This is a genomic window from Lactiplantibacillus daoliensis, from assembly GCF_005405005.1.
Taxonomy (GTDB): domain Bacteria; phylum Bacillota; class Bacilli; order Lactobacillales; family Lactobacillaceae; genus Lactiplantibacillus; species Lactiplantibacillus daoliensis.
Genome location: NZ_BJDH01000008.1, coordinates 89,440 through 101,867, shown reverse-complemented (window position 1 = coordinate 101,867; position 12,428 = coordinate 89,440). Strand labels below are relative to the sequence as shown.

Sequence of the window (12,428 nt, the reverse complement as noted above, 5' to 3'; positions counted from 1 at the left end):
ATAAATTGAAACGCGAAAATTTATTTGATTAAAGCCACGTCTTAAAATGAATGTACATTGATAGCTACCCTAATTGTGGTGAAAGAGGGTAACGGCAATGAAGAGAAAGCGAATTCGATTAGGTGTGTTAATACTGACGACCACATTAGTTTTGAATCTCGGGGTCGTGGCGGATGCTTCTACAGCGACACCGTTTGGAACCAGTCGTTGGCGAGCGCCACGAGTAACTTATGTGGTCAGTGGGTCATCGTATTATCGCTATATTTATGCGACGGCCATTCGGGCTTGGAATGCAACGGGGCAATTTCATTTTGTGCCAGGATCATACGCCCATCATCAAGTCACGTTGACGACAAGCGGTGCGACCACTGGTCAATATCATATGTTGGCTGGGATTACTTTTACGTCTGGTCCGAGAAATGGGTACTTTACCCAAGCAAGAGTGCTGTTATTGACTAGAAATTTGGCAACCTATCATTATACGACCTACGATCAGATTCACGTCGCTGAACATGAGTTAGGTCATGTGATGGGGCTGCAACATAGCACTGCGAGAAACAGTGTCATGCTAGCCAATAATCGGTATAACGGGATTAGTCGTAATGACATTTACGCTGTTGAGAGACGGTACCATACGCCAGTAGGGAGACATTCGTAGGCTTAGAGTTTTAGCCATAGTTGGCGGTTAGCTGTCGATTTGAAGGCACAGCGTTGGACCCCACAACCAGTATCATGCAAGCGATGCGCCTTTAGTGGGCCTGGTGAAAACCAGGCTCATTTTTGTGGTTGTTTGTCACTTTTAGTTGGGTCAGAATTAGCTGGAACGTGGTGGCCGCGCTTCTGAGCCAAAGTGCGGTCTCAGAAGCCGGGCTTTATCTAAGGTGGGACCACCGCCTAAGATAAATGTCACCACTGAGCCAATTCTAACCCGTCCGTCGTTAAATAATTGTTAAATTTAAAGTGCTAATTCTGATTATTAACTAGCAATGCAAATAGCTAATTTAGACCCCGACCGGTAGGCGAAAAAGCACAGTCCAGGCGTTGACACCTCTTTAAAATAATTCTAAACTAAAGTCACGTGTTAGTAAGCGCTGACACCAATCAAAGACTCAACTGATAAATACGGTTTAAAATTTTAAGGGGATGTCGAGATGGCAAAGAAAGTCTATACAGATTATTTTTTTGATGAACCAGCTTACAATACTCATGATGGGGGCTATATTCCACTGGTCACGCCGAAAGTAGCGCCACAACCATTAGTGATTCCACCACTGTTGAAGCCAGATAAGCAAACAGCGACGGATGATTATTACACGGTGACTGCTGAAGCGAGTGAAACACAATTTTTGCCTGGTAAGAAGACCAAGACTTGGGGCTATAATGCTGGTTTCTTGGGTCAAACAATTGTTTTTCGTAACGGTAAGCATACGCATATCGATTTGAAGAACGAGTTGCCAGAGTTAACCACGTTCCACTGGCATGGTTTAAATGTGCCCGGACCAATTACCGATGGTGGTTGTCATGCGCCAGTTTATCCTGGAAAAACGAATCACATTGATTTTGATGTGGATCAACCAGCGGCAACGATTTGGTTACATGCCCATCCATGTCCATCAACGGCCACCCAAGTTTGGAAAGGGTTAGCCGCGATGGTGCTCGTCAAAGATGATGTGGAAGACCAATTGCCATTACCACGTAATTATGGTGTCGATGATATTCCGATGGTTTTGCAAGATCGTGAATTTCATGAAGACAACCAATTTGATTATCGTGCCGACTACGATCCCGATGGTGTCCAAGGGCATACCGCACTCGTGAATGGGACCGTCAATCCGTACTTTGACGTGACGACGCAACGTGTTCGTTTACGGATTTTAAATGGATCGAACCGCCGTGAATGGCGCTTACACTTTGACGATGATTTGGAATTTGCACAGGTCGCTTCGGATGGCGGAATTATGCCAGCACCCGTTGATCTCACCAAATTAATGATTACCTGTGCCGAACGTGATGAGATCGTGATCGACTTTGGTAAATATCAACCTGGCGATGAAGTCACGTTGATGACAGACGATACCCCATTGTGCCACTTCCGCATCAAGGCATTTACCCCTGATGAGACTAAGTTGCCGGCACATCTCGTGGATATTCCTGATGAAACGCCAACACCTGGGTTACCTGTTCGGAAGATTACAATGGACGGGATGGATGAAGAAGTCGCAATGGACGGTAAAAAGTTCGATATGCAACGCATCGACGCTCGTCAAAAAGTGAACGACGTTGCCATTTGGGATATTACGAACACTAATAGTACTGAAAACGGGATGGTGCATCCATTCCATGTACATGGGACGCAATTTACCGTGTTGTCACGGAATGGCGGCCCTGTCTATCCAAATGAACATGGTTGGAAGGATACGGTCGGTGTCAATCCTGGTGAAACGGTCCGGATTAAAGTTCGGTTCAAATTGACTGGGGTTTACATGTATCATTGTCACATCATTGAACATGAAGATGGTGGGATGATGGCGCAAATTGAATCTTATGATCCAGACCATCCAAAGACGTATCATTTGATGGATATGACAACCTTGCGGAATGCGTTTGCCGAAGAACAAGGCGTTAAACCAGAAGATGTTTGGATGCCAGGAATGTAAATTAGCGCTTGCTTTTCAGTAAATAGATACGCTAAAATTAAGCTAAATAAATAACACTATCGGAAGACATTAAAGTTAGATAAGGTACGCCGCGGCGTATCGGAGGGTTACGGCCAGATAAGATGAGCAACAACAATCTTATCTGGTCGTTTTTTGTCTTCTCAGGGAGGAAAAATTGTGAAAGAAACATCCTATTGGAGTCGGAATTTTATTTTAATTTTGATTGGTAACGCGTTGCTATTTATGGTCTATAACATGCAAGTTCCGGTGTTACCTTTGTTTGGGAAAAAGCTGGGGTTAACACCAGCTCAAATTGGGATTTTTGTTGGTGCGATTATGTTTGCGGCTTTATTGACGCGCTTATTTGTCCCGTGGTTTTCAGGAAAATTTAGTAAGAAAGTATTGCTAGTAGTTGGGATTCTACTCTATTTATTGGCTTCGGTTGGCTACCCCTTGTTAGGTAGCTTTGGCCTGTTGGTATTATTACGATTATTCAATGGCCTAGGACACGGCATTACAACAACTTATTTCGCCACTTCGGCCGCGGCTGAGTTGCCAGCTAATAAAATCGGTGAGGGCATGGGGTACTTTGGTATTGGGACGATGGTCACGGCGTCATTAGCGCCATTATTGGCATTAGCCATTGTACAACAGTTTTCGTTTACGGCCTTCTTTTTAAGTTGTATTGGCATTTTGTTTGCGGCAATGTTAGCCATTTTGGGGACGTCACAGCCGAAGCAACCGGTTATACATACAGCGAAAAAGGCCGCCATCTTTGATCGTCAATTTATCCCTCAGTGTAGTTTGGTATTTATTTTAGGCGTTTTAATGAGCGGTGTGATGACCTTTACGCCAATATATGCGCAGCTTAAGCATCTTACGGCTATCTCGTGGTTTTTCTTTGTCGCTGCGGTGGCCGGTGTCGTGATTCGACCAATTGTTGGGCGTTCATTTGATCAACGAGGGCCGCGGTTAGTTTTGCTCATCAGTACGGTATTGTTGACGGTCGGCATGGTCATGATTGCGTTCATTGATCGTAATTGGTTGCTAGTGGTGGCGGGTATCTTTTATGGGGTTGCTGATGGGGCAATTTATCCAACCTTACAAGCCTGGGTCTTTAAAGTGACTTCCGTTGAAAATCGCGATACTGCCACTGGCATGTTTTTGAATTCTTATGACTTAGGCATGGGATTGGGTGCAGTTGTCCTTGGTGCGCTGGTCGAAGATATTCAGTATCAAGGGATGTTCTTAGTGTTGGCCGTGGTTGGTTTGATTTATATTGGGTTATCGCTGGGACTAAGTCGACGCTGGCTTGCTTAATTGCGATTCAGAAATACTGTTAACTACCTGTTGAGTCTGTTAGACTGGGAAATGAAATTGTTCTAACAGGGGGAAATGAAAATGGCACTTGCAGCAACAATTATGGCGTGTTTAGTCGCGCTGGAACACTTTTTTATCTTATGGTTAGAGATGTTTAATGCGGACAGCGAAATGGCCGCCTCAGCATTCGGTGTTTCACGAGAGTTATTGAAAAAGCCAGAAGTCCAGACTTTGTTTAAAAATCAAGGGTTATACAATGGTTTCTTAGCTGTTGGGATTCTTTTTAGTTTATTCGTAGTGCCGGCAGCGGCCAGCATGGGCGTGACGTTGTTTTTCTTAGCCTGCGTAATGGTCGCAGCAGCTTATGGTAGTGTCACTGCCAGCAAGTCCATCATCGTCGTACAAGGATTGCCCGCGTTGATCGCGTTTGTTTTGATTTATTTAGCCTAAACAATGACTAATTAACTGGAAAATTTTCGCTTGCGGTTGTCAGTGACTTCACCAGCTATGGCGACCGGTTCCAGCCATAGGACGTCTGAAACCTCGCTTTTAAGCTTTACCCAAACCGCAAATTTTAAAAGTCGTCGGTGGCCTAAGAATAGAAAATCGCTGTTCTAAAGCCACTTACATAGCAGGTTTCGTCACTGACAACTTGCGGCTGGAATTGTTTTTGGAACTCAAATAATAATCATTTCAATTTGAGTGTAGCAAGTTATTCGGACTTTCCCGTGACGGTGATGTTAGTCAGCGCTTTATGCTGACTTAGATCACAGGGCGACCTTAAAGACGTGTATTTTCGGCTTTGAGGCGAGGCCACAGACCGTACTATGGCTGTGACCGTTCCCCCCACAGGAAAGTCCGGATGACTGGCGAAACGGTATCATAGATAGTTGAGCTGCACCCCATCGCTAGATGATGTGGGTGTTTTTTTGTTTGCCGTTCAGCTCTGTTAATTAGTCAATGAAAGCGTTACAATTTAGAAGTCATTAACACTGGTTAATCAACTGGTGAGAGGGGGATGTTCAAAATGACATCACGAATTGGAAAAGGAATTAGTTGGCTCTTAATCGTTGCATTAGCGGTGACTGAAATCATGGCAACTTGGTTGATGTGGCTGGGGAAAAGCCCATTTGGGGTCGTTATTCATGGTCTATTAGGTCTAACAATTGTCTTGGTTGGTTGGAGAAGCTTGCACACCGTTCGGCAGAATCGAATTTTTTCTGGTCATGAGCCGACGCTGAGCCAAGTTTACAGTTTGATGATCACCAATTTAGCAATGCTAGAAGTAATTGCAATTCATGATTGTGACCATATGCGTCAAGCGATGGGCTGGAATTATCATTTTACGTTGGCATTATTATTAGTGAATATTATCGTTTATCTGCCAAATCTGATTTCACTGGTTTTAGCAAGTCAAGGACAGCTGAATGGGGTAGTGGCAACTTTGATTAGCGGTCCATTAATTGCGATTGCCTTTTTAAAGTTACATCTACTGGGCGCCTGGTTACCCGTTTGGGGACCTTGGAATCGATCCTTCTTTGCGCTGGGCGTGGACGCGATTAGTTGGTGGATTTTGGTCATTACAGCTGTTGCGGGAATTTTGGTGGGAATGATTGCTACCTATATTTTAGGAGAACTGACGACGAGTTAAGTCGTGGTGCTTAATTGGGGGTGTCCTGATGGAGCGCTTTTTTCATAAGCTGAATTGCTAGTGTCTGGTTGGTTAGTTGTGAAATAATTAAGGGTAAATAGTTGAGTCGGCGAGTCAAGATGAAAGTGGGCGCAAAATGGATGGGTTAAAAAGTAGCACGATGATTGAGTTAGTTGGGGACCAAGTCTTTCATTTACATAATCAAAAAATCAGTTACGTACTGGACGTCATGCCAAATGGTCAATTGGGACACTTGTACTATGGTCAGACGTTGGGAAAGCTGACTGACGCGGATGTCGCCTATTTACAACGGCACAGCAGCCGCTCAGCTGGAGTTGTGGCCTATTCAATTGAAACGGGTGATTTCAGTTTGGCGGACCGCGCGCAAGAATGTCCGGTGTACGGTTCGTCTGATTTTCGGCGTGGGGCGTTGGCGGTTAGTGTGAAACAAGAGCCTTGGTACCTAGACTTTATTTACAAAAGTTATACGGTGACGGCGACGAAGCCCCGTTCATTGGCTCAACCGACAACATATGCGGTTGGTGACCAAGACGCGCAACAGCTTGCGGTGACTTTGATTGACGAAGTGCACCAGTTGAAACTGATTCAGTATTACACGATTTTTAAGGACCATGGTGCGATTGTACGTAGTAGTACGCTGACGAATCTTGGTAGCCAACCAGTCATGATTCAAAATATGATGAGTGCCACTTTGGAATTACCGGATGATCAATTTGAAATGGTCAACTTAGCGGGCGCGTGGCTGAAAGAACGTGGCATTAAACGACATAATCTGGCTCAGGGGACGGTTTCGGTGGAGTCCTTGCGCGGGGCGTCGGGACATCAACATAATCCATTTGTCGCGTTAATGCGCAGTCGTGAGTTAAATCACGGGGACGTTTACGCCAGTAATTTAATCTATTCGGGAAACTTTTTGACTCAAGTAGAAGTGAATGAATGGCAACAGACCCGCTTGATGACTGGGATTAGTCCGGCTTATTTTGGCTGGCGGTTGGCGGCTGGAGAGTCCTTCAGCACGCCGGAAGCGGTGCTCTATTACAGCCATGCCGGAATCAATGGTTTGATCAGTGAAACGCAAGCGCTCGCCCAACAACACATTGTGGCGCATCAATGGCAACAGCGGCCTCGACCGATTGTTTTCAATAATTGGGAAGCGACGTATTTTAAGTTTGACGAGACGAAATTGCTAACTTTGGCTAAACAAGCCCAGCAATTGGGAATGGAATGTTTTGTTGTTGATGATGGCTGGTTTGGTCATCGGGATGATGATTGGACCTCGTTAGGAGACTGGCGGGTTGACCACCACAAATTTCCAAATGGTATCGGTCATTTTGCAACGCAAATTCACGCAATGGGCCTGCAAATGGGCTTATGGTTTGAACCAGAAATGGTGTCACCAGATACACCACTTTATCGTGATCATCCGGATTGGGTCGTGCGACATCCATATCCTCGAACGGCGATTGGTCGGCATCAGTATGTGTTAGACTTTGCGAATCCAGCGGTGGTGCAAGCTATTTATGACCAAATGAAACCAGTGATTAAAGCGGCTCAGCTCGATTTTATGAAATGGGACATGAATCGCAATATTACTGAAGCGTACTCGCCTTATCTAGCGGCACAAGGCTTGCCGCAGACAGAATTTTATCATCGCTATATTTTGGGTGTTTATCAGTTGTATCAAAAAATCTTAACGGATTTTCCAGACTTATTAATTGAAGGCTGTGCGGGCGGTGGTGGACGCTTTGATCTAGGCCTGCTCTTTTACAGCCCACAAATGTGGCCGAGCGACGATAGTGATGCGGTGGAACGGCTGGGTATCTTAACTGGCACAACTTTAGCTTACCCCTTAGCGGCGTTCAGCAATCACGTTTCGGCAGTTCCGAATGCGCAAGTCGGCCGGCAAACGTCGTTAGCACTACGGCAAAATGTAGCTGATTTTGGGCCACTAGGGTATGAGCTGGATATTACGAAGCTGTCAGCGGATGAACTAGCGGCGATTAAAGCCAATATCACATTCTATCAACAACATCGTCAGCTCTTCGTCAACGGTCAGTTCCAGCAGTTACGACCAATAGAACCGACTGCCAATACGGTTGCTTGGAGCGTGACAAATCCGGACCAGACCGAATTGTTTGTGGGGTTTTATCGTAAGTTAGCCCGTCCCAATCCAACGGTGTTAGCGACGATTAGTTTGCCAATGGTCAGTGCCGAGCGCCATTATCAAATTGACGATGGTCCCATTGTTAGTGGGCGGTTATTACAAAAGTTCGGACTCCGTGAACCGGATCAATTTAATGGTGCGAATGCAGATACCGCCGAATTACGCGGTGATTTTCAATCACATCTATATCATTTGATTGCGGTAGATTAAAGAAAAAATAGCACGTCTGCGTCCCAATTAATGGTCGCAGGCGTGCTGTTTTTAGTCATTTTCAGTGGCTACCCGAACACGGTTAATGACTTGCTTATAGGTAAAGACGATTCCTAAGAAGAAACTGGATGCAAGTAAGGCAGCGAGTGGCAAATGGTTAAACATGTTCGTCGGTAAAACCAGGGCTAATAATGGAAATGCATAGGCGGCCGGTAGTTTTAAGTTTAATAGTGCCAATAAAATAAAAACCAGTGGCAAACTAATGAGTGTGGTTAATAGCCAAGAGGCGAAGACGAGGTGAATAAGGACTCCAAGCGTGGCAGCGCCAGTTAAGGCAGTGATTTGCTTGAGGGCCATTTTGCCATGATAAGTTGGTTGCTGTAGTGCTTCAAAAAACACCACTAATACTGGTGGGATGGCCGCCATTTGTGGATTGCCACTTAACCAAACTAAACCGGCCCACACGATTCCAGCGACTAGAAAAATACTCATGTGGCGAATAGACAACGGTTCACCTGCAGGAATGCCGTGATACAAGCCGCGGAATAACACACCAGCCATGAGAATCAGTGTGAACCCAAAAATTGCGATGATAAAGGACCAGTGTGTCGCGTTCACGATAATCGGCAATAGCCCAGTCGCAAATGAAGGCGCTAGGGTCGATCGTAAACTTCTTAATAAGACGAGTATTAGTAGCAGGGTGGTCACGACTTTAGTCGGATAGTTGAGTGGCAATAGATTGATGATGAAGCCAATCACCGCCGTGCCGGATGGCGCTAGAAAAATCTTAATTGGTTGGCGAATCCAGTCACGCTTGTGATAGATCCACATACCTGCCGTTAAGGCGCCAATTTCTGGTAAAATAATTTCGTAATCGTGTAACCAAGTAGCAATGCCAACCATGCTAAGGACTAAGGCAAAACCAACGAGGTAGTCACGCAATTCAGTCTTCTCTAAATGCATTTGAAACTAAGATCCTCCTTAAATCATTTGATATAGAATAGTTATTTAATTGATGACAACGTTTTTGATTATATCACAGAGTTAAATTGAATTCTGGTGCTAATGCTGCCGTTTTGTGATCCTTTTAGATAAATTCGATAATCGAAATATTGCAAAAATAATTCTATAAATATATAAAACCGTTACCAAAATGAATTGGTAACGGTTTTTGTAAATAACTATTTTTTTCCGACAACGACGGTTGTGGCAGTCGCTAGCACGTGTCCAGCGCTAGCTTTATAAAAGTGATTTAACCAGTAACCAGGTTGTAGGGGTAATTCGGTGTCTAAGGCGTAAAGTTTAAAGGTATAATCGTGATCTTCATTTGGCGGATAGGGGCCAACGTAGTGTTGTGTAATGGTCAGATCAGTTTCGCCAGTATAGCCACCGGCGGTCGAGTTATTACCTTGAACCATAGCTACGGCACCAGTTTGACTAGCATTTTCTGGAATATCCGTTGTCTCGGCGGGAATATTGGCAGCAATCCAATGAATCCAAGTGAAGCCACTAACTGGAATGGCATCGTCATCGTAAAAAACGAAGGCTAAGCTTTTAGCGTCAGCGGGAACATCTTCGATATGGATTGGAAATGAGACGATTGGGTGCCCCTTGAGTTGTAATTCTGGTGCGGCTTGCTTGGAATACTTGGCAGCCAGGACACCATTTTCGGTTGGAATTGAAACTTTCATCAAAAATTCCTCCTTACAGTTGATGGCACTGGGTACTGGTGTGACGTTTCGCCTGCCGGTTCGCCCCTAAAATGCTGGAACGCCATGGGCCATTTTAAAGCCAAAAGGCGGTCTTTAAAACTGGCCTTGGTCTAAGTCCGGGAAAAACCACCCGTACTAAGACCAATTTCATGGCTGAGCATTTTAGGGGCGAACCTCTCGGCTGGATTTAGTTTCTAAAACAGGAAACTTATCTAACGTCGGGCGGGCCAAAATTGGCTCAGTGGTGTCGTTTATCTTTGGCGCTGTTTTTGCGCCTTAGATAAAGCCCGGCTTGTGAGACCGTCCTTTGGCTCACAAACGTGGCCACCACGTTCCAGCCAACTTTGGACCAACCAGAGTGGCAAACTAAAGTAATATCCAGTGTTGTTGATTGTATTATAACGCTAATAAGCGTTGCCGTAATGCCGGATCAACGGCGTATAAATATAGACCATAGCGGCCGCGCTTCATTAACACATTAATCGAATTAAAAATGATTTGAGCTTTTAATGGCGCTAAGTTACCAAGGTCATCGCGGTTCTTGAACGCTTCTTGATCTTCGTACCGCTCGGGATGGACGACAACGGTATCCGTGGCCGCGTCATAACCTACAGATGGTCCTAAAACCACGCCAGCATAGTTGAGGTCGAAACCTTGGATAGTGTAAATTGAGCCGACTTCGTTGAGCGTCTCTGATCGCAATGCCCAAGGATCATCTGTTAAATTGACTTTATCCCAAGGAATCTTGAGACTACCTGCAGTCACGTACCAAGTCCCGTGGTTAACGACGTATGGAAAGTCCGCAGTCGCCACCAATCGCGATAAGCTGACTTCGTGGTCACGTTGGCGAATTAGGTCATACATGGGTTGACCGTCTGAAAAAACTTTGAAGTCAAACTGTTTATCGACAGGCTTGGGTGACAGGTTTCCTTGTGTAAACTGGTCAATCCAGTTCACAACATCGGCGTTACCATTCATTCTGAATTGTTCATCCAGATTAAAAGTTTCATGTGGATATAGCGCCAAAAATGGCGCTAGATCACTCGTTTGCCAGTAACTTTTTAGCTTTAAAACTTGCCGCGTATCGAAGACGAGAACAACGACACGACTGTGTTTTATCAGTTCAGTTAGCTGGTTGTGTCCAGTGAATTTATTGTAGCGATCCGGTTGCGTGAGCAAGAGATGCGCTTCATCAATAAAGACGACATCCGCCATAGTGTCGGTTTTAGTGAGTCGGTTAATTAACGGTGTTGGCTTTTGAAAGTCCTTTTTTCGTAAATCGGGATCATCACCGGCGAGTCGCTTATAAATCTTGAGCATCTCGTTATGGTTAACGACCAGATAATTAGTCGTATTTTGTAAGTCATTCGGTTTTTCGCTGCGGCTTAAAGCTTGTAACCGACTGAAGGCCGCGGCTAGTACGGCGCTCTTGCCGGTACCGGCGTCACCGTGAATGACGAACAGGCCAGTATCTGGTTGTTGCCGATGTTTCCGGATAAAAGTTAGTAAGGTTTGTTCCAATTGCTGTTGCGCTGGCGATAAAGCGGCTTGATCCGCTAGTTTAAAGGTCGCCGCGCTAAGTTCTGATGTCATAGAAAGCCTCCTGTGCGCATTATAACGTAATGCGTGGGCTAATTGAAATGGTAATCCTTACAGATGGTGGTAAAATAAAACTAACCAATTTAGTCGTAGGAGGGATTTTATGAAACTTGATTTTTCCGTGGCGGTGCATAGTTTGCTCTATTTAGACGCCCATCGCCCTAACAAGGTGTCCAGTCGGGAGCTGGCCCAATCATTACATTTAAATCCCGTCATGATTCGTAATATTCTATCCGTTTTACATAAGCAGGGTTATTTAATCGGTACGGTCGGTAAAAATGGGGGCTATCAGCTAGAAAAAGCGCTCACTGAAATGAACTTGGGGGATCTGTATGACTTAACAATTCCACCGACGCTTAGTTATGCGCGCTTTATTACCGGCCATTCTGGGACAGATGATGAAGCCACGGAATCACCAATTGCGGCCAATATTAGTGAGACGTTAACCGATTTGTTTACGGTTGCGGACCGGCAATATCGGGCGTATTATCATCAATTCACTATGGCAGATTTACAGCGAGACATTGAACACCATGGTACTTTTTTAGCCAAGGAACGCGGTTTAGATTCTTAAGTAAAACAACTGAGCTAATTGCAAATTAAGGTGCTCCAGGTTAAGAACCTTAATTTCAAACGAGTTTGTTGTTTGGAATTGTCAGTCGGCTCGGTTGATGCTATCTTTAATGACATTAAAGGCAAGGCATCTTTTAGAGGGGGACTGGCAATGGAACCACGTTTAGTGTTAATTCATGAAGAAGGTCGTTACCGCGAATTGTCGGAGCAACGTTTCTGGTTGGAATCAGCCGAGTTTTGGGGCGTTGATGGCCGTGGTGATACCGCTAATGAAGCGATTGGCAACTTTCTGACGAACTTAGTTCAATATTGTCGTGATTATTATCAACGTGATTTATGGCAGTTGGATAATCGGCTCATGCAGCTCGATCACGTTGATGCGGTTTTAGCTTATGCGGACGCCGGTAAATCACCAGCCCCACTCTTTTTATTTAAAGTTGTGACTGCCGCGCACGGACTGGCTTCCGCTTAAAGTTGAGAAATTCTTAATCAAGGATTCACACTTCCACAACAATCCTGTG

11 protein-coding genes are annotated in these 12,428 nt (G+C 45.0%); 8 read left to right on the top strand and 3 right to left on the bottom strand.

Going from position 1 to position 12,428, the window contains the following annotated elements; translation table 11 throughout:
• The first annotated feature begins 97 nt into the window (after window positions 1-97).
• The 6 genes from FFM64_RS10055 (at window position 98) to FFM64_RS10030 (ending at window position 8,023) form a co-directional block, all read left to right on the top strand.
• A complete protein-coding gene (locus tag FFM64_RS10055) occupies window positions 98-658 on the top strand; it encodes a matrixin family metalloprotease (RefSeq protein ID WP_137607888.1) in 561 nt (186 codons plus the stop codon).
• 493 nt (window positions 659-1,151) lie between these two features.
• Window positions 1,152-2,657, top strand: a complete 1,506-nt coding sequence (locus FFM64_RS10050; RefSeq protein ID WP_137607887.1) for a multicopper oxidase family protein — start codon at window positions 1,152-1,154, stop codon at window positions 2,655-2,657.
• 177 nt (window positions 2,658-2,834) lie between these two features.
• Complete coding sequence (locus tag FFM64_RS10045; protein WP_137607886.1) at window positions 2,835-3,977, top strand: MFS transporter; 1,143 nt, start codon at window positions 2,835-2,837, stop codon at window positions 3,975-3,977.
• An 81-nt stretch (window positions 3,978-4,058) separates the two neighbouring features.
• On the top strand, window positions 4,059-4,427 hold the full coding sequence (locus FFM64_RS10040) for a DUF1304 domain-containing protein (protein WP_137607885.1): 369 nt from the start codon (window positions 4,059-4,061) through the stop codon (window positions 4,425-4,427).
• Between the two features lie 577 nt (window positions 4,428-5,004).
• Complete coding sequence (locus tag FFM64_RS12500; protein WP_223876950.1) at window positions 5,005-5,628, top strand: hypothetical protein; 624 nt, start codon at window positions 5,005-5,007, stop codon at window positions 5,626-5,628.
• A 160-nt stretch (window positions 5,629-5,788) separates the two neighbouring features.
• Complete coding sequence (locus FFM64_RS10030) at window positions 5,789-8,023, top strand: alpha-galactosidase (protein ID WP_137607918.1); 2,235 nt, start codon at window positions 5,789-5,791, stop codon at window positions 8,021-8,023.
• Between the two features lie 51 nt (window positions 8,024-8,074).
• Here FFM64_RS10030 and FFM64_RS10025 read toward each other — a convergent pair whose 3' ends face one another.
• From FFM64_RS10025 to FFM64_RS10015, 3 genes are all read right to left on the bottom strand, one after another.
• Window positions 8,075-8,986 carry a hypothetical protein gene (locus FFM64_RS10025; protein WP_137607884.1) on the bottom strand — a complete coding sequence of 304 codons (912 nt, stop codon included), beginning with the start codon at window positions 8,984-8,986 and terminating at the stop codon, window positions 8,075-8,077.
• A gap of 218 nt (window positions 8,987-9,204) precedes the next feature.
• Window positions 9,205-9,714, bottom strand: coding sequence for a YbhB/YbcL family Raf kinase inhibitor-like protein (locus FFM64_RS10020; RefSeq protein ID WP_137607883.1), 510 nt, complete (start codon window positions 9,712-9,714; stop codon window positions 9,205-9,207).
• 417 nt (window positions 9,715-10,131) lie between these two features.
• Window positions 10,132-11,328 carry a DUF2075 domain-containing protein gene (locus tag FFM64_RS10015; RefSeq protein ID WP_137607882.1) on the bottom strand — a complete coding sequence of 399 codons (1,197 nt, stop codon included), beginning with the start codon at window positions 11,326-11,328 and terminating at the stop codon, window positions 10,132-10,134.
• Window positions 11,329-11,437: 109 nt separating this feature from the next.
• Between FFM64_RS10015 and FFM64_RS10010 the strand changes: the two genes are divergently transcribed.
• Together FFM64_RS10010 and FFM64_RS10005 are read left to right on the top strand one after the other, a co-directional pair.
• Complete coding sequence (locus FFM64_RS10010; protein WP_137607881.1) at window positions 11,438-11,908, top strand: RrF2 family transcriptional regulator; 471 nt, start codon at window positions 11,438-11,440, stop codon at window positions 11,906-11,908.
• 150 nt (window positions 11,909-12,058) lie between these two features.
• The gene (locus tag FFM64_RS10005) at window positions 12,059-12,379 is read left to right on the top strand and encodes a hypothetical protein (protein WP_223876949.1); all 321 of its coding nucleotides are present in this window, start codon (window positions 12,059-12,061) and stop codon (window positions 12,377-12,379) included.
• The last annotated feature ends 49 nt before the right edge of the window (window positions 12,380-12,428 follow it).